The sequence below is a fragment of the Allobacillus sp. SKP2-8 genome, assembly GCF_007559355.1.
Lineage (GTDB): Bacteria > Bacillota > Bacilli > Bacillales > Alkalibacillaceae > Allobacillus > Allobacillus halotolerans.
In genome coordinates, this window is record NZ_VMHF01000011.1 from 58,821 (window position 1) to 77,289 (window position 18,469).

General features: G+C 37.6%; 13 protein-coding genes, 1 tRNA gene and 2 pseudogenes. 13 read left to right on the forward strand and 3 right to left on the reverse strand.

Translation table 11 applies throughout. The annotated features are described in order from the left end of the window. Positions 1 to 83 precede the first annotated feature (83 nt). A complete protein-coding gene (locus tag FPQ10_RS09415; RefSeq protein WP_144163264.1) occupies positions 84 to 476 on the reverse strand; it encodes a cbb3-type cytochrome c oxidase subunit I in 393 nt (130 codons plus the stop codon). Positions 477 to 797: 321 nt separating this feature from the next. Here FPQ10_RS09415 and FPQ10_RS09420 point away from each other — a divergent pair. The 11 genes from FPQ10_RS09420 (at position 798) to FPQ10_RS09470 (ending at position 13,695) form a co-directional block, all read left to right on the forward strand. Continuing rightward, positions 798 to 870: transfer RNA gene (locus tag FPQ10_RS09420), tRNA-Phe, on the forward strand. A 560-nt stretch (positions 871 to 1,430) separates the two neighbouring features. Then, positions 1,431 to 3,008, forward strand: coding sequence for a M23 family metallopeptidase (locus FPQ10_RS09425; protein ID WP_144163265.1), 1,578 nt, complete (start codon positions 1,431 to 1,433; stop codon positions 3,006 to 3,008). Between the two features lie 398 nt (positions 3,009 to 3,406). Further along, positions 3,407 to 4,111: a response regulator YycF gene (yycF, locus tag FPQ10_RS09430; RefSeq protein WP_144089081.1), complete on the forward strand. Its 705-nt coding sequence runs from the start codon at positions 3,407 to 3,409 to the stop codon at positions 4,109 to 4,111. A 5-nt stretch (positions 4,112 to 4,116) separates the two neighbouring features. Further along, a complete protein-coding gene (gene walK / locus FPQ10_RS09435) occupies positions 4,117 to 5,961 on the forward strand; it encodes a cell wall metabolism sensor histidine kinase WalK (RefSeq protein ID WP_144163266.1) in 1,845 nt (614 codons plus the stop codon). Beyond that, positions 5,958 to 7,289 (forward strand): YycH family regulatory protein, encoded by a 1,332-nt coding sequence (locus FPQ10_RS09440; RefSeq protein ID WP_144163267.1) that lies wholly within the window; start codon positions 5,958 to 5,960, stop codon positions 7,287 to 7,289. Before walK ends, FPQ10_RS09440 begins: the two co-directional genes overlap by 4 nt. Then, positions 7,289 to 8,158: a two-component system regulatory protein YycI gene (locus FPQ10_RS09445; RefSeq protein WP_144163268.1), complete on the forward strand. Its 870-nt coding sequence runs from the start codon at positions 7,289 to 7,291 to the stop codon at positions 8,156 to 8,158. The genes FPQ10_RS09440 and FPQ10_RS09445 overlap by 1 nt, the downstream gene beginning before the upstream one ends. After that, a complete protein-coding gene (locus FPQ10_RS09450) occupies positions 8,155 to 8,979 on the forward strand; it encodes an MBL fold metallo-hydrolase (RefSeq protein WP_144163269.1) in 825 nt (274 codons plus the stop codon). Before FPQ10_RS09445 ends, FPQ10_RS09450 begins: the two co-directional genes overlap by 4 nt. Continuing rightward, positions 8,966 to 10,189, forward strand: coding sequence for a S1C family serine protease (locus FPQ10_RS09455; protein WP_144163270.1), 1,224 nt, complete (start codon positions 8,966 to 8,968; stop codon positions 10,187 to 10,189). The genes FPQ10_RS09450 and FPQ10_RS09455 overlap by 14 nt, the downstream gene beginning before the upstream one ends. A 493-nt stretch (positions 10,190 to 10,682) precedes the next feature. After that, entirely contained in the window at positions 10,683 to 11,162 is a 480-nt protein-coding gene (gene rlmH / locus FPQ10_RS09460; protein WP_144163271.1) for a 23S rRNA (pseudouridine(1915)-N(3))-methyltransferase RlmH, read from the forward strand. A gap of 459 nt (positions 11,163 to 11,621) precedes the next feature. Continuing rightward, on the forward strand, positions 11,622 to 12,644 hold the full coding sequence (locus FPQ10_RS09465; protein ID WP_144163272.1) for a DUF5677 domain-containing protein: 1,023 nt from the start codon (positions 11,622 to 11,624) through the stop codon (positions 12,642 to 12,644). Positions 12,645 to 12,723: 79 nt separating this feature from the next. Continuing rightward, positions 12,724 to 13,695 (forward strand): hypothetical protein, encoded by a 972-nt coding sequence (locus tag FPQ10_RS09470; RefSeq protein WP_255439858.1) that lies wholly within the window; start codon positions 12,724 to 12,726, stop codon positions 13,693 to 13,695. Positions 13,696 to 14,463: 768 nt separating this feature from the next. On the opposite strand, the pseudogene FPQ10_RS09475 reads toward FPQ10_RS09470, so the two are convergent. Continuing rightward, positions 14,464 to 14,862: pseudogene (locus FPQ10_RS09475) on the reverse strand (ATP-binding protein); the annotation flags it as partial. Positions 14,863 to 15,153: 291 nt separating this feature from the next. Then, a pseudogene (locus tag FPQ10_RS09480) lies at positions 15,154 to 15,432 on the reverse strand (ATP-binding protein); the annotation flags it as partial. Positions 15,433 to 16,139: 707 nt separating this feature from the next. Between FPQ10_RS09480 and FPQ10_RS09485 the strand changes: the two are divergent. Both FPQ10_RS09485 and FPQ10_RS09490 read left to right on the forward strand, forming a co-directional pair. Beyond that, positions 16,140 to 17,201, forward strand: a complete 1,062-nt coding sequence (locus FPQ10_RS09485) for a DNA cytosine methyltransferase (protein ID WP_144163274.1) — start codon at positions 16,140 to 16,142, stop codon at positions 17,199 to 17,201. Next, a complete protein-coding gene (locus FPQ10_RS09490; protein ID WP_144163275.1) occupies positions 17,201 to 18,325 on the forward strand; it encodes a DNA cytosine methyltransferase in 1,125 nt (374 codons plus the stop codon). Before FPQ10_RS09485 ends, FPQ10_RS09490 begins: the two co-directional genes overlap by 1 nt. Positions 18,326 to 18,469 lie beyond the last annotated feature (144 nt).

An 18,469-nucleotide genomic window follows, 5' to 3' on the forward strand; every position in this document is an offset into this window, starting at 1 on the left:
CCTACGCTAAATTAGATTGTCATTCGTGTTTCTGGGTTTATAACTTAGATTTGTTCCAGCCTCTTGCTTTCTAAATAGAACAATTAATTTTTCGTAACAGCATCTGCTTCCCGGACATTAACAAAGAGATTGATCAAGAAGAGGATTAATCCTAGACCGAACAACCCAGCACCAGTAAAGGTCAGCAAATGAGCTGTTTCTAACATGTTTGGTACTTGAACTAAAAACGTACTTAAAAGGAAAAGTGGCAATCCAATCTGATGCAACCAAAAATGAATCTTGCCTAAACGGTTATTGCCTGCATTTGGGAAAACTGAATAGATCACCCCAATTAAACCCGTTGTTGCCCAACCTGCTAAATTCACGTGGGCATGAGCACTTGCCCAATTTAACGCCAGTGTAGAAGACATGAAAATACCTACCGAGATACCAAAAATTAAATATAGTGCGGCTATACGAATCCACCATGGTCCCATACGAAACCTCCTCATTAAACTATTAATGTAAATTGTACTTTGATTATATGTTGTTGGTTGAATAAAATTGCTTCTATTTAAAAAATTACGTCTAATTAACAACACACTTCCAATTCACAAATTTATGTGCTATGATAAACGCTGTCCGATTCATTAAATATAAATGACGGCTTGGTAGCTCAGTCGGTAGAGCAACGAGCATTACTTCTTCCGAATCAGCTACGAGTAACCCCGAAGCATTAACATCATTGAATAGGCTAGTAGATGCAGGGGTCGACCAAATTTTTATATTGATGTGGATGAAAACTTAAATTAAATTATGGCTTGGTAGCTCAGTCGGTAGAGCAAAGGACTGAAAATCCTTGTGTCGGCGGTTCGATTCCGTCCCAAGCCATCTCAAAAAAGTGACTTCAATTCGTTGAAGTCACTTTTTTTGTTTGTTGATGTACAGCTCGATTGCTTCTCGACGCCCGAATAAGTTCGTAACGCACTCGAGATGTCATCGACAGCGCGTCTCGACACGTAAATGAGCATTCACTTCATTCAAATTGTCATCGATAGCGTGTCTTGATACGCAAATGAGTACACGATCCACTCAAACTGTCATCGAGAACCCATCCAAACACCCAAAAGAACTTCCTAACATCTCATTTCGTCAAAAAATTTTATTTCAACAGGAAAACCATCTTAAAGGTAATTACCAAACGATTTTATTAATGAAGATACCAATGAAATCTCACACATTGAACAGGTAACGATGTAGACGTAATCATGCTCACGACTAAATTACCATATTTTTGAAGGAATGATACAAGTTCGTTACAAATCGATTAAAAGGGTTTATTTTCAAGTAGGACTTATGGTAGATTTGTTATCGTGAGAAATAGATTGCTAGCTAACTAGAAAATAGAGAGAGAGAACACAAACTGCTTTTTTATATGGAGGATGTAGATTTTGGGGAATATATTCGATAATTTAAAAAAATTCACAAGGAACGTATCAAACCAAATCATAAATATAAAACGAACCAGTAAGCTTGCTGTCGGTATGACGGTAGCTGTTGCCGGTACAACTACCGGTGTAGCTTTAGCTGCGTCGAATACGAGTGCCGAAAGCTTAGGCTTGGATGAAATCTATCATGTTTATTACGGGGAAGATCATATTGGTTCTGTCGAAGACCCAGATGAGATCGACCAATATATAGAAGACAAAAAGAATGAAGCACAAGCACGTCATAATGACATTGAGCTCGTAACGAGTGAAGAGATCAATTATGTCCGTGAACTTGTATTTAATTCAGATGTCGAATCTGAAAAAGTCGTTACGAATTTGGAAGAAAACTTGGCGTTCGCAACGCAAGCGGTTGAGTTGTTAGTCAACGACCAATCCATCGGTTATGTGAAAAACATCGACATGGCCAACAAAGCGTTGAACGGTGTGATCAATGAATCATTGCCTAAAGAACTACAATCTGATTTGTTTACCTTTGTCAAACAAGAGGAAGACGAATTGATCTTACCAAAGCCGATCTTAAAGGATATGAACAAGGAAGAGTTAGAACAATCGGAACAAGAAGAGGGAACGGTTATCCTTCCTGAGACAGTTTCCGTAGAAAATGACTCAGCGAAAATTGATGTCAGTTTTACAGAGAACGTCGTTGTCTCAAAAGATCGTGTCAACCCAACAAAATTACTAGAGGTTGAGCAATTGACGAAATTGATTGAACGAGGAATTTCCATCGCAAAAGAAAAACCGGTCAAAGATGAAAGTGATATCGAAACGATTGCAAAAACAAACAACCTTTCAAAAAAAGAGTTAATCGACTTGAATCCTGATTTAGATGACGTCGAAATCATCCAAGCAGGTGAGACGGTCAAGGTAAAACAAGAGAAGAAATTTATCGATGTCGTTTATACTGCAGAAAAGACAGAAGAAGAATCCATTGATTATGAAACAATCACGAAGAATTCAAATGAGATCTACCAAGGAAATGAGAAAGTTCAACAACAAGGTGAAAAAGGCAAGAAAGTACTTACGTATAAAGTGACGACGAAAAACGGAAAAGTCATCAAAGAAGAAAAAGTGGATGAAGAAGTCGTTAAAGAACCGAAAGATAAAATCATCTTAAAAGGAACAAAGCGAGTTTCCAACCGTGGTTCTGGGCAGCTCGGATGGCCAGCTGTTGGTGGACATATTACAAGTAAAATGGGCTCGCGTTGGGGTTCATATCATAAAGGAATTGACATTGCCGGTGTAGGCAACCGCACGATTAAATCGGCAGACAACGGAACGGTTGTACAGGCTAGCTGGGACGGTGCGTACGGAAACCGCGTTGTCATTAACCATAACAACGGATTCAAAACAACTTATTCTCATCTTAGCAGTATGAGCGTAAGCCCTGGCCAAACGGTTAAAAAGGGACAATCCATTGGCCAGATGGGAACGACAGGAAGATCGACCGGCGTACATTTACATTTTGAAGTATACCGAAATGGTGGACTCGTCAACCCACTTAATTACGTTGGCCGCTAATATAAGTGATTTACATGTAAAGTAGTTCAGTTTAGAAGTACAAAGCTATATTTTGTACGCTAATTGAACTACTTTTTTCTATATCTATTAGATATTCAGGATTACGACGTCTGATTGGGGGAAGATGTAGAGATAATGCTACTAATATTAATCGGCTAGGCTCATTTTTAGCAAATGAATGAACCGTCAATAATGGATGGTAACTTGTTAGATGATTGTAAAGATGATTCTGTCAATTCTATGAAGAACACTTCTATAATAAGACTTTTCATGCAATGTACGTTAAAATGTAAACAAGTAAATGTGAATAGAACAAATAGGTAGCGAATAAAAAAACGAAACGAACAGCACCTCAGATTCTCAACAATGAAAGAAATGAAAGAGGATGGTGTAAAGCAATGAAAACAAAAATTTTAGTAGTCGATGATGAAAAACCAATTGCAGATATACTTGAATTCAACTTAGATAAAGAAGGTTATGATGTATTCGTCGCTTATGACGGAAATGAAGCAATCGATCTTGTTCGAACGGAAGAACCCGACCTGGTGCTTCTTGATATCATGCTTCCGGAGAAAGATGGAATGGAAGTGTGCCGTGAAATTCGAAAGGACTACCAGATGCCGATCATTATGCTGACGGCGAAGGATTCCGAGATCGATAAAGTATTAGGTCTGGAGCTCGGAGCGGATGACTACGTCACAAAGCCATTCAGTAACCGCGAATTGATTGCGCGAGTGAAAGCGAATTTACGCCGCTCAACAAGCGAAGATAATGGCACAAGCTCTGGCTTGTCCAATATTAAAATTGGTGGCCTTGAAATCAACCGGGAAAACTACTCTGTCACGAGAAACGGTGAACCAGTCGATCTGACACATCGTGAGTTTGAATTGCTACTCTATTTAGCGAAACATATCGAACAGGTAATGACGCGTGAACACTTGTTGGAAACCGTTTGGGGCTATGATTACTTTGGAGATGTCCGAACGGTCGATGTCACTGTCCGACGTCTCCGTGAAAAAATCGAAGAAAATCCAAGTAACCCTAACTGGATTGTGACAAGAAGAGGAGTAGGTTATTACTTGAGAAACCCTGAGCAGGAGTAGATTAGATGAGTAAAGTTTGGGGATTTTTCAAATCAATCCGCCTAAAATTTATTTTAATATATATTTTATTAATCTTAATTGCGATACAGATCATTGGAGCTTACTTCGCAAGGCAGTTGGAAACACAGCTACTCGAAAACTTTACGGAATCCGTGAATGACCGGGTGCAGTTACTGACATTTAATCTTGAACAAGCCTTTGCAGAAGAACGGACGGAGAATGATACGTCGCTTTCCAGTGATATTCGTACAATAATCTATGACTTTGACTCCTTTGATTCCGACGATTTTACGGAAGTTCGTGTCGTGGACAATAATAGCCGTGTGCTTGGAACGACAGCTCAATTCGATCGCTCGAATGTCGGCAAACGGACGACCGAGCTGCGGATTTTGCGTGCTTTGTCGGCAGGGAATCAGGAAGAGAACATTTTATTTAACCGGGAAACGGGTCACAGAACTTTGGTGATTTCGAAGCCGATTAAATCGAATACGAACTCGGAGATCGTCGGCGCACTCTATCTTCAAGCCTCCATTGAAGGTGTATATGATCAAATGGAAGATATTAACCGGATTTTCGCCAATGGAACGATACTAGCGATTACGGTTTCCGCTTTGCTTGGGATTTTGGTGGCACAGACAATCACGAGGCCGATCTCTGAGATGAAAAGACAAGCGCAGGTCATGGCAACCGGAAACTTCTCGCAAAAGGTTAATGTTTACGGAACGGATGAAATCGGTCAGCTTGCTGTCACGTTCAATGATTTGAATGATAAATTAAGACTTTCCTATGCCGCAACCGAAGGCGAACGAAAGAAGCTCTCTTCCGTTTTGCGGAATATGACCGATGGGGTTATCGCGACCGACAAAAAAGGCGATGTCACTTTATTGAACGAACCCGCGATGAAGTTGATGCGAAAAGACTACAGCGAATTGCATGGCAAACCCTTACTGACTGTGTTAGGCATGGACGAACACTATTCCGACCTCTTTGAAATCAAAGACGAAAACAGTCTGATCATTGATTTCTCTGAAGGAGAACAAGATTTATTGTTAAAAGCAAACTTTTCGGTCATTGAAGATGAAAAGGGTGAAATGAACGGTTTCTTAACCGTCTTAAGTGATGTGACGGAACAAGAGAAGATTGAACGGGAGCGGCGAGAGTTTGTCGCAAACGTTTCGCATGAGCTTCGTACACCACTGACGACGATGCGTAGCTACCTTGAAGCGTTGAGTGATGAGTCAACATTGAAAAACGAAGAAATCGCACCGAAGTTTCTGAATGTCACACAAAATGAAACCGAGCGAATGATTCGTCTCGTCAATGACTTGCTGCAATTATCAAAAATGGATAATAAGGATTACCATATTCACAAAAAACGGGTAGAATTCATCGAGTTCATTAATGCGATTATCGACCGATTCGAACTGAATTTAAAAGAAGAATTGGATTTAAAACGCGTCCTGCCGAACAAGCGGTTTGAGGTTTGGATCGATACCGATAAATTAACACAAGTCATTGATAATATTATTTCCAATGCCATTAAGTATTCACCGGAAGGCGGCACGATTAAAGTCGAAGTGCTTCAGGAGAAAAACCAAGTCATCACGAAAATCTCCGACCAAGGTATGGGAATTCCACAAGAAAACTTGGAGCAAATTTTCGATCGTTTCTACCGTGTCGATCGAGCGAGAACGAGAAAATTAGGTGGTACAGGACTTGGTCTGGCCATTTCAAAAGAGTTACTGGAAGCACATGATGGGGACATTTGGGCTTCAAGTGTCGAAGGAAAAGGAACGACCATTCATTTTAGTTTGCCGTTAATGAGAAAGAAACGGGGGCGGCAATCATGATCGAAAATATTAAATCAGGAATCTTATTCATTCTGGTTGTATCAAGCTTATTGCTGACACTGGCATTATGGAACTATCAGCCGGCATACGAGGAACTTGGTGAACCAACTTATTTGGATGAAACGCGATTAGTAGAAGGAGATACAAGACAATTCGATGACGTTGTTTATCCGAAGCAAATTTATTTTCATAATTTCCACGAGCATAGCCAGCTTCCGGATTACAAAGGAATGGAGCAATTATTCGAAGAAATCAAAGAGTGGCCATTCGCTGAAGTAGAACCTTTTGTGAGCGATGACGTATCGATTTGGTCAAGAAATATGGAAGTCGTTTTTCCGGAAGAAATTCCACTAGCGTACATCGTTCAGTTATTGAATGTCAATCAAACGGACAATCTATGGAACCAAACGTTTAATCGCGTTTATTTCCAACTTTCCCAAAACAATAATGAAATTGTTCGAGTGACGTTTGCATCGGACGAATATGAAGGTTATTTAAATGCCGAGATCCAATCTACGTCCGTTTATAATGAAATTAATCAGCTCATTGATAACGAGAATAATGTTTCACTAGGTTCGTATGACATTAACGAAGAGACGACACTCTATCTCCCTGTCGAACGTCTCGATGTGCCGGGCTATACGATCTTGACGGAAGAAATTTATGATATCCAACCGTTGATCAATAATCTATTCAGCAATCCGACAACGGTGCGAAGACAGGTGCCAAGTGGAAACTCCAATGAGGAGAGCTATTATACAGATGGTTCACGGGCATTGACCATTAAGCGTGTACTCCAAAATGAAAAAGCGATGGAATTCATAAATCCATTTTCGACAAACGCACCCGAGATGACACGCTATGACATTATGAATCGTAGTATCGGATTTACCAATGACCATTCTGGATGGACGGATACATTCTATTTGGACTCATTGAATGAACATAGTAACGAAATCGCTTTTCGGATGTATTATGAAGGCATGCCGTTATTTGACACAGAAGGATATACGATGATTCAACAAACGTGGCGAGATAACCGCATTTATCAGTTTGAGCGACCATTATTCTATACAAGTACGAATTTTCAAAGTGAAGAACAGGAATCTGTCCGTTCCGGTCTATCCGTTTATCAATTTTTCCAGCAGCACTCCGATCAGTTCTTACCAGAGTCCATTTCTGATATGCGGATCGGGTATGAAGTAAACACAATAAGCGACGCATCCAATGCGATGTATTTAAAACCGAGTTGGCATATTAAATATAACGGCAGATGGCAACCGATGAGCTACTTTGAAAACATGTTACAGACAAGGGGTGATGAATAATGAAATGGGGTTCTGTCAAAACGTTATTCATCATCGCCTTCATGATCCTGAATTTCTTTTTGGCTCAGCAACTATTGGAGAAAATAGATGAGACGAATATCGAGACACTGTCACAGACCACCTTTGAGGACGGACTGGCTGCAGAGGACATTACGATCGGTGAACTACCTGAAAGCGGAAAGAAAGCATCGTATGTATCGGCAGAGCGCTATTTGTTGACAGAGGAAGACAAGAAATCACTTGAGGAGTCGTTAACGAACCAAAATATTGCCATCATCAATAATCAGACAATCATCAGTGAATTCATCGAGCCGGTTTCCGTTGGGCTGGATGATGATTCAACAACAGTCATGGAAACATTAGCCGAGTTTGTGATTTATGACGATGTGTATGAGCTTTGGAAGTATGATGAAGAAGAAAATGTGTTATTATTTTTTCAGAAGCAAAACGATCGAACCGTTTTATTCAATAAAGCAGGCGTTTTATACGTCAAGCTGAACGAAAATCAAGAAGCGGTTTCTTACTATCAGACCTTGTTGAATGAAGTGAGGGTACAAGGAGATGAACAGACAGTCGTCGATCCAATGAACGCTGTCGAATCCGTTTTTAACTCTAATGAAGTTTTGCGTCCTGAAGATCATATTTCAGACATGAAGCTCGCTTATCATTCTCTCCTAGCGCTTAAAGGCGAAGAACAGGTCTTTACACCGACATGGGTGATTGAAATCAATGATGGAGAGCGTTATGCCTTTGTGAATGCGATGGAAGGACAAACCATTCCAACAGATGAAGAAGTGTATATGGAAGAGATCGAAACAACGTTAGAACAACAACTAGAAACACACATACGGAGTGATAAAGAAGAATGAGTTTACATTTTAGTGTCCTGGCGTCCGGAAGTACGGGGAATGCTTTTTATATAGGAACCGATCAGACCAAGTTATTGGTCGATGCGGGTTTAAGTGGAAAGAAATTGACGAGCAGCTTGGAAGAAGTCGGTGTTGACCCAACAGAATTGGATGGAATCCTCGTCACCCATGAGCACAGTGATCACATTAAAGGGCTCGGGATTGCTGCAAGAAAATACGACTTGCCGATTTATGCGAATGAAAAAACATGGAAAGCGATGGAAAACTCCATTGGTAAAATAACACTCGACCAAAAGTTCGACTTTCCAATCCATTCCGTCAAACAAATTGGAGACCTTGATGTCGAAAGCTATGGTGTGTCCCATGATGCGATCGATCCGATGTTCTTCGTCTTTCGTCATCAAAACAACAAAGTGGCGATGATTACAGATACAGGCTATGTGTCGGAACGCATGAAAAAAACAATCGAAAATTCAGATGCATTTTTGTTTGAAGCGAACCATGATGTGGGAATGTTACAAATGGGACGTTATCCGTGGAACGTAAAACGACGGATACTAAGCGATCTAGGTCACGTTTCGAATGAAGACGCAGCGATTGCCATGTGTGATGTCATCGGAAATCGTACGAAGCGGATTTATTTAGGACATTTGAGCCAAGATAACAACATGGTTGATTTGGCCCGGATGAGTGTAGAAGAAGTACTGACAAGTCACGGCCATCGGATTGGCGAAGACTTACTATTGAAAGATACCAGTCCGACCAAGCCAACACCAATCGATTATATCGAAAAAGAGGTGAAGACAGATGGGGTATTATAACTCGCATGTAGACAATAAGCAGCGCAAAAAAAGTGTCATCATGCCCGCCGCGATCGGGATTATTATCGGTGTTTTGATCGCCTGGCTGGTGCTTGCTGAATTCTCACCACTGGGTGGAAATGACGCCGCAAGCTCTGGTGATGACTCCGAAAACACAAGTGAAGAACAAAATTCAGAAGAAAATAACAGTACAAACGAAAACAGCGAAGGCAAAACCGTCAACGTCGATGTGACATCACAAGTGACCGAAGTTGTAGGTAATGTTCAAAACACAGTCGTAGGTGTCGTCAATATCCAAAATCAAAACATATTCGGCAACCAACGGACGCAAGGCGGTACAGGGTCTGGTGTCATCTACAAAAAAGAAGGTGACCATGCCTATATCGTGACGAACCACCACGTCATCCAAGGTGCCAGTAATGTAGAAATCGTCTTGAACAACGAGGAACAAATCGAAGCGGAACTACTTGGAAGCGACATGTATACAGACCTAGCGGTATTACGTGTTCCGGCAGGAGAAGTACCAAACGCAATCGAATTTGGAAGCTCTGAAAGCCTACAAGTCGGAGAGCCCGTCATTGCCATCGGGAACCCACTCGGTCTGCAATTTGCAGGCTCCGTCACTCAAGGAATCATTAGTGGGAAAGAACGACTCATCCCGGTTGATTTTGACCAAAACGGTGTCGTCGACTGGCAAGCAGAAGCCATTCAAACCGATGCAGCCATCAACCCAGGGAACTCCGGTGGTGCACTCGTCAATTTAGATGGCCAATTAGTCGGAATCAACTCCATGAAAATTTCCAATCCGAACGTAGAAGGATTAGGCTTTGCCATTCCAATTGATCATGCAATCCCGATCATCGAACAATTAGAAGAAGATGGTGCAGTCACTCGTGCCTTCTTAGGAATTTCACCATATTCCTTAAGTGACATTGCGACATATCACTGGCAGAACACACTGAACCTACCGAAAGATGTAGAAGCAGGTGTCGTTGTGGCAAATGTGGATAATGGCACACCAGCAGCACAAGCAGGTCTTGAGCAATATGACGTCATCGTCGAATTCGATGGTGAACCGATCAATAACTCATTAGACTTACGCAAATATCTATACAACGAGACTGAAGCGGGCGAACAAATCGAAATCACTTTCTACCGCGACGGAGAAAAACAGACAACAAAAGCAACACTGACAGCACAAGAGTTTTAATGAAATAGCAGAAGTCCCTGTTGAGGAATAGATCCTCCCAGGGACTTTTTTTCTATAGAAAGACAAACAACGAACGGTGAAAAAGCATTCAATGTTCCGCTTTAAAGCTTATGCACAAAATTGCTCTACTTATCCACAAAGTGTGCATAAGAAAATAACTGATGTGCATATATTGAGTCCATTTTTGTGAAACTAACTAAATAACGTACGAACATATGTTAATATGTTGATAAACCTGTGGATAACTCGACTATTCCACAGACTTATTCAGATAATCACAACCTTATGCACGAGTATCCACAAATCGTTGTGAATAAGTGTGAATAACTAAACTGTCGCCATATACCCAAATCCACATGTGAATAAACCGCCAGCTTGAAACAGTGATAAAAGAGGTGATTGTTCGGATTATCAACAAGTTGTAAAATGAAAGCAGGATATAGAACACTTTAAGTTATACACATGCCAAAAATAATTTATTAGGTGATTAAAAATGAAAATAACGATTGTTTCTGTCGGAAAGTTAAAAGAAAAATACTTAAAGCAAGGCATTCAAGAATACCTGAAGCGACTGAGTAGCTATGCCAAAGTTGAAATCATTGAAGTCGCTGATGAAAAAGCGCCAGAAAACTTAAGTGAAGCCGAAGAAAAACAAGTGAAAGATAAAGAGGGAGAGCGAATTCTACAAGCCATCTCCCCAGATACATATGTCATTACATTAGAAATTGAAGGGAAGATGCTTTCATCTGAGCAACTCGCCAAGAAAATGGACGAGCTTGCGACCTACGGGAAGAGCAAGATAGCCTTTGTGATCGGTGGGTCATTAGGGATTAGTGAAGCGGTCCAGCAACGAAGTGATTTCGCCATCTCCTTTTCAAAAATGACGTTTCCACACCAGTTAATGCGGTTGGTGTTGTTGGAGCAGGTTTATCGAGGTTTTCGGATTAATCGGGGGGAGCCTTATCACAAGTGAGGTTAAACAGATCAATTTAATTAAATAAAACATTAATAAATATGTTTCTTCGTGATTGTTATGAATATAATATATTCGTTTTCTCATAATACTAAGCTAAAATATATTTCAGCATGAGTAACTTTCTCTTTAAGTAACTGGTTTAGTACAGGTGATAAAGTACTAGAAACAATCGTAATAGCATTCAAGGTCTTCGGTCTTATGAGTTAAGTGAGTAGAAAACTAACACTTATAAAAGGTTAAAGAAATACAATTACATTTACACGAACTATTTTATACACTCGCTAACTTTAGGTCGTTTTATTTAAATAATTATCTATCATAGACTCTGCTAATGTCTGTATAATCCCAATAAATGAGTCAATGTTTACTGATTAATGAGGGAACACAATTCATGTCTTGGTTATTTTGTGTCAATATTTATATATTATAAGAATGCGCAGTTAAGGAGTGAATCAAGTGGCGGATAAAACTAGTGAATTTCTTCAGGACACATTTATGGAGTTGTTTGAAAAACAGTTGGAAGAGGCTAAGACTCAAGAAGAAGCTAATGAAATAGCAAAGAAGTTTAACGAGTTAGATTTAGCAAGAATTTTTGAAGATATGTACATGAGGATGGTAAATGATACAACTCGCTTCATGCGAGATAGTATGCATGAACAAGTCATGACATTTCGAGCTAAAGAACAAGAATTCCTATCCATTCAGGAACAAAAATGGAGTAAAGCATTTGTAGCTTCTGAATCTATGTACATTATGGTGGCAGAGGCTGCAGAGTCGTATGTTGAGCATGTAAATGAAATACCACAGGACGTGCTAGAAACTTCTCATTACACCTTTACCGCGATGTTACACATACATGGTCGATCGCTACAGCAATTTCTTGAAATTATCACATTAATGAAAAATGGATTTGCTGATGGGGCATTTGCTAGATGGCGTTCCTTGTATGAACTCACAATAGTATCTTCTTTTATAACTTTGCATGGTGAGAGAGTAGCAAGAGAATATATTGAATCTTCTAAAACGGATGATCGATATGAATGGGCTAAAGCAAGCGGCATTTTTTCAAACATTAATAGATACATAACTTTTAATGACCTCCAAAAAAATTGTGAAATTAATTCTGAAGTTTGGCGACGACAATATGATCTAGCTAACAAAATAGTTCATGCTTCTCCTCAAGGTACATTTGCTCGTTTAAGTAATGCAGAAACTGAAAATATTATTCCGATTGGAAGAAGTGATTTTGGCATTACTACAGCTGCCGAACATTCAGCAATTTCCCTTGCGCAAATTACTGCTATGTTTTTTAATATCCATCTATCTGGAGATAATGTAGTTGCAATGAGGTATATTAATAATTGGATTGATGTTATTAGAGAAATATACTTTAAAACACATGATTCGATTTTCCCAGATCATGAAAAATTATGGAATGATAATATGGTTAGTTACGAGGATGAGTTAGAGGGAGAATAATAGCTATTAGAAATATAACAAACCGAATCTACAGTTATGTATTCAAATAGTGACTTTATAAGAGGTGATATCCATAATAGTGCTTGATATTTACGGTAAAATTGAAAGAACAATTATCTCAAAAAAGTTAAAACTATACATTGATAATCTGCCTGATGATTGGAAAGAAGGTATTAAAGAAGATATTTTTGAAGAAATCCATAGAATTGAATTTAAGAGAAATGAAGAAATAATTAAATATGGTAAGACATACACTAATGCTTTTGACTATACAACAGCAAAAAGAACAGTGGAAAGGACTATTGAGGAAACAAATAATTATCCTTTAAATACTCTTGAAGACTGTATAGATTGTATTGTTGAGAATATGATCTGTATAGAGTTTGATTATGAGTATAGTGATATGCCTTTTTTTGATTGGACAACAAATTGTTTTGATGGTAGATTTTGTGAAGAAGATTACTCTGAAAAGATAATAAAACTTTTTAACTTTATGAATCCTGGAAAGCATGATAGAACACACTTTAATATTGTTTATTCAAGTAATGACGAATATTTAAGTATTTTCCCGAAGATTACGTCAGCATTATCTTTTAGAATTAGGTCTGAATTTAAAGGATTTAGAACAAAAGAAGAAGCAATTTGTGATTTAAGAAAATGCTGCAAATGTCTAGATAGTTTCCTTCAAACAGAAGATGATTACTATAAATTAGATTATATTGTCGAAGCTATAAATAAAAATGATGACTACAAGCACTATCATTTTCTAAAGGTATTCACAATACTTGAGATGCTCTTACTTCACAAAAAGCAAGAAACAAAAGAGATTGATAAATACATTATTCCTATCATCAAATCAATTTATAGTGATGAATCAAAGCAAGCGACAATATTATTAAGGCAGATGAGAAATAAAATAGGTCATGGTGATTTTAAAGGTTTTAATAAAAAGGCAAATGAGTTTGCTGATAAATATATGAAGTCTTTTCAATTTGACTACTCTGAGTATAGTCATCTAAATTGGATTTTATTGCACACGTGTTGTTATTAGACGACATATTAAAAGAAGTATTAATTAAAAAATTCGATATAGACAAAAATTTTCACATTGAACTTGTATAGCGTAATGGTTACTATTTTACTACTTTTTGATTTTAATACTGGACATTGCTTCCTCCCGGATTTCTGTTTAATATTTTAACATCTATCTCGATCCCAACATAGGTATTATAGAGAAGCCCAGCCAGCATTGAGATTTAACTTCCAATGCTGGTTTTCGGCTTTTAAACCATTATCATTAACCGTACAACAAGTGAGAATAAACAGGTCAATAGTATTAAATAAATCATTAATAAATTTGATATTTAGTAAATGATTTGTTTATGAAAAGTACTTTCGTTAAGTAGTAAGTAGTTCAAATACCGTTCAAAAAATCTAAAAATAACATATGAGATAACATACGAAAGCACATTATGTTTAGTAACGTAAAAAATAATATTAACAATATACAAAACCGATTGGATTTTAAATATCCAAGTAAAGTTGTATTGTTCATCTAATGCGTTACAACAAGGAAGGTTTTTAATATCTGTCAATACTTATAACATCATTGGATGGAGTAAGGTGTTTCTTTTCCCCTATTGAGAAGTCAGAACCTTGACGTTCCACTTCAAAATATTGAACTACTTTTTCTCCATTAAAAAACTAATAGGTATATATCTTCTCTCATATCGAGATTACTTGGATCTCTGAAGGATGTACTTAATTGTGGTATTTTACAAGAGAAAATTTGAGAACTTTGACAGCATGATGGGTAGTTCGATAAAGCATGTGCAACACGATAACTGTCAATGGTAAAAATTTGTATATGAGCATGGTGAATCACACGATCCACCAATGCAGCTGTCAGTCTTGCATCGACGAAGATGCGATTCCATTGGCTAAATTCCAGATTGGAAGTAATGATAAGGCTCTTCTGCTCGTACCAGTCTGTAACTAGCTGGAACAGTAGCTCAACTCCATCCTTACTAAACGGAATATAACCCATTTCATCCAAAATGATGAGGTCCACCTTCTTGAACTTGTTCCTGAACCATTGAAGTTTACTCTCGTTCCAAGCTTCCTCCAATTGGTCCACTAAATCGGCTACCCGGTAGAAGCGCACTTCATAGCCTTTTCGACATGCTTGCCGCCCCAATCCGGTTGTAATATGTGTCTTATCGTTATGTAAAGCTTTACATAACGGTAAGACGCATTTAGCAATTGGGTTAGGTTAGAAGCTATTCATAAAGGACAGTGTGTTTCATTCATTACAATAGGCGATATTGATTTTCGTTTTGAAATCGGAAGATTACCTCCAAGATCACAACTCAAATTGAAGCGTATTCGAGAAGCCGATTTGATTACCATAAATGTACCTGATGTATATGGCCATGGATTAAAGTGAGGCAAACTTATTCCTTCACTTAATCAATCCCCTATACGAACGGTGCTCAATCATATTAACATCGAATAAACATTTTAATCCTCTGTAAACATCCTCAAGTCCTAGCCCAATTGTGATATATGTTTTTCCAATGCCAGGCGGACCCAGAAGAATTAAATTGTACTGTTGCTCTAGCCAGCTTAGTTCTCGCAGTTGAGAAAGCTGGCGAGCAATCAAAACGCTTTGTCCTTTCAACTCAAACTCATCTAACGGAAAGCGTGTCCATTTCATTCTTTTCTTCAGACTTTTCGCTTCACGTTTGGTTAATTCATATCGAGTGATAGACACTAAGAATTCCAAGTATAGTCACTAGCTTAAATAAACTAGATGATTATTATTTGGGATAAAAAAAGGTAGGAAATTATTTGGTAATTTTAAAAAAGAGATAACAAAAAATGGTCATACAATGAAATTAAAAAAATATCTACTATATATAAGCGAATTTAAAAGTGCAGTAAGTCAAGCTGGTGCAAAGCTGGGAATGAGTCATGTTACTCCACACAGTGCGAAGAAATATTACCTTAATAGTGTTTATCAGTATAATAACAGAATGGAGGAGGATAGTGTTAATGACTATCTGAAAAACAATAAAGAAAAGTATGAATCTACCTTTCGAAAATAATTATTGAAAATTAACTCCAAATTGAAAGTACTCAGATACTTTGATCGAAAAACCAAGGGATTGAAACCACTTAAAACCTTCGATGACATATTGAGTTACTTCACACTAAAACAAAAAGCAGCACTAATTTCTAGTTGTTAAAGTTCCATAATAGAATTTCAATAATGGCATTCTATATAAATAGAGAGGTCTCACGCAAAGTGATGGGTGGTAATAAACGGTGTAAAAATAAGGAGATTGATTAAAGATCCAAGAAGTATTACAATGAAATAATGACATTTATTGTCGAAAGTAATCTATTTAAAAATCTCATTAAATCTATTTACTTTTAAAGGGAGCTAATGTTTGGTATTATTTAAATAGATTAATAGAATAGAGGGGTTTAATAATGACTCAAGAAATTAAAGCTATCAGTCTTTTTTCTGGTGCAGGCGGATTCGACATTGGTTGCCAAATGGCTGGAATACCTGTAGTTTTTAGTATTGATATTGAAGAAGATGCAATAAATACATTAAAAATAAACGATATATTTAAAGATACAATAATAGAACAAGGGGATTTATTCGAGTATAGTAGTGAGGAAATAAAAAATAAGATTGGTAAAGATAACAATAATGGAAAGACCATTTTAATCGGTGGGGCACCTTGTCAGCCTTTTTCAAAAAATGGATATTGGGTTACTCATAAAGTAAGAAAGGGAATTGATGACCCTAGAGCAAAACTAGTAAATGAATTCTTAAGGGTTCTCGTTGATCTTAAACCAAATGGCTTCGTCTTTGAAAATGTAGAAAGTTTGTTACATCCTAAGAATAAAATTATAGTTGATTCATTCTTAGAAATTGTAGAATCAGAAGGATTTAAATCCAAAGTTATTAAAGCAAATTCATTAGACTATGGCGTTGCCCAAAAAAGAAAAAGACTTTTTATTATAGGCACAAAAGGGGAATTTAAAACAGATGAACCAATAAAAACTCATTTCCCTGCTGAGAAGGCAAGCAAGGAGAACTTACAACCATTTGTGAATGTTGGTGAAGTTATTAGTGAGTTTGACACGGATGAATATTTTGAAGAACAGGAATTGACAGATGGTGGAACCTATCATGAAGACTTAAAAGAAGTTCCTCCCGGTATGAACTACAAAGCTTTAACTGCATGGGCTGGTCACCCTAACCCGAAATTCGTAGCAGATAAGCGTTTTTGGAATTTCTTGCTTAAGTTACATCCGGATAAACCATCTTGGACTATTACTGCACAGCCTGGTCCTTGGGTTGGTCCTTTCCACTGGAACTCTAGAAGACTACGAGTACCTGAAATTGCTGCAATACAATCCTTCCCGAAAGACTATCAATTTTATGGAAGTAGAAGATCGATTCAAAAGCAAATCGGAAATGCTGTTCCACCTCTTATGGCTAAAGCAATGATTAATTTTCTTAAGGAGAGTTTGATATAATGCTGAGTGTAGTAAGTGTCTTCTCTGGTGGAGGAGGTATCGACTTAGGATTTAAAAAAGCTGGATATGAGATTTTATATTCTACTGACTTTTTTAAAGAGGCTTGTGAAACTCTTGAGCAAAACCAAGTAGGTCAACTAGTAGAGTGTAAGGACATAAGAGAAGTAGATTTCAAGGGTTTGTTATCTAAATTTAACATTGATCAATTGGATGTTTTCGTAGGAGGACCACCATGTCCTGCATATTCTAAATCTAGATTTTATCGTAAAGATAAAAAACGGGCACTTGAAGATGAAAACTCTTTTACATTATTTGAATACTTTAGAGGTGTTGAGGAATTAAGACCTAAAGTATTCTTTTTTGAAAATGTGCATGGTTTTGTGTATAAGCCACATCAAGCTGCATTCACGTATCTAAAAGAAAGGGCAGAAGAATTGGGTTATACCATATCATGGAAGGTGGTTAACGCGGCTAAATACGGGATACCTCAAACAAGAGAAAGATTTATATGTATAGGGGTTAAAAATGAAGAAGGACATAAATTTGTTTTTCCAGAAGAAACGCATTATATTCCAGATAAATACGATCCTATTAAGGACAAAGGTAAAAATCCTTGGGTGACATGTGGAGATGTTTTAAGTGATTTAGACTATGACCTTCCAGAAGATGAAAAAATGCAAGCAGGTTCAAAACACAAAGATTTATTAAAAGAAGTCCCGCCTGGAGAGAACTACCTATACTTCACAGAAGAGAGAGGCCATCCTAATCCAAAATTTAAATGGAGATCTCGATACTGGTCATTTCTTCTTAAATTATCGCCAAACAGACCTTCTTGGACCATACAAGCTAGTTTTTCCAATAACATGGGACCGTTTCACTGGAAAAACAGATTTTTACGAATAGCTGAAATAAAAAGAATCCAGACATTTGATGATGATTATGAATTTAGTGGGGATATGAAAATACAATGGAGGCAAATTGGAAATGCAGTTCCTCCATTATTAGTAAAAGTCATTGCAGAAGAGATAAAAAAACAATATTTTTCAGCTGACAAATATGATTATAGAAAAGGTCAAGTAGAACAGTTAACCATAGATGAGCTATTAGATAGCAACCAAGTTTAACTACAGGGTTGCTTTTCTTTATTATTGGGACATTTACATAAAAAAAAACAAATATTATACTTTATTTATAAAAGGAGCATTCCTGTAATAAAAGAATTTAGCTAAAAATAAGCTTATACGGGATTACACAAAAATAGCCCTCCT

What these genes read in the sequence shown, in the direction of transcription:
- rlmH (WP_144163271.1), top strand. Translation starts at nt 10,683, where the DNA reads ATGAAAATAACGATTGTTTCTGTCGGAAAGTTAAAAGAAAAATACTTA.
- FPQ10_RS09490 (WP_144163275.1), top strand. Translation starts at nt 17,201, where the DNA reads ATGCTGAGTGTAGTAAGTGTCTTCTCTGGTGGAGGAGGTATCGACTTA.
- FPQ10_RS09440 (WP_144163267.1), top strand. Translation starts at nt 5,958, where the DNA reads ATGATCGAAAATATTAAATCAGGAATCTTATTCATTCTGGTTGTATCA.
- walK (WP_144163266.1), top strand. Translation starts at nt 4,117, where the DNA reads ATGAGTAAAGTTTGGGGATTTTTCAAATCAATCCGCCTAAAATTTATT.
- FPQ10_RS09450 (WP_144163269.1), top strand. Translation starts at nt 8,155, where the DNA reads ATGAGTTTACATTTTAGTGTCCTGGCGTCCGGAAGTACGGGGAATGCT.
- FPQ10_RS09445 (WP_144163268.1), top strand. Translation starts at nt 7,289, where the DNA reads ATGAAATGGGGTTCTGTCAAAACGTTATTCATCATCGCCTTCATGATC.
- FPQ10_RS09455 (WP_144163270.1), top strand. Translation starts at nt 8,966, where the DNA reads ATGGGGTATTATAACTCGCATGTAGACAATAAGCAGCGCAAAAAAAGT.
- FPQ10_RS09415 (WP_144163264.1), bottom strand. Translation starts at nt 476, where the DNA reads ATGGGACCATGGTGGATTCGTATAGCCGCACTATATTTAATTTTTGGT.
- FPQ10_RS09485 (WP_144163274.1), top strand. Translation starts at nt 16,140, where the DNA reads ATGACTCAAGAAATTAAAGCTATCAGTCTTTTTTCTGGTGCAGGCGGA.
- yycF (WP_144089081.1), top strand. Translation starts at nt 3,407, where the DNA reads ATGAAAACAAAAATTTTAGTAGTCGATGATGAAAAACCAATTGCAGAT.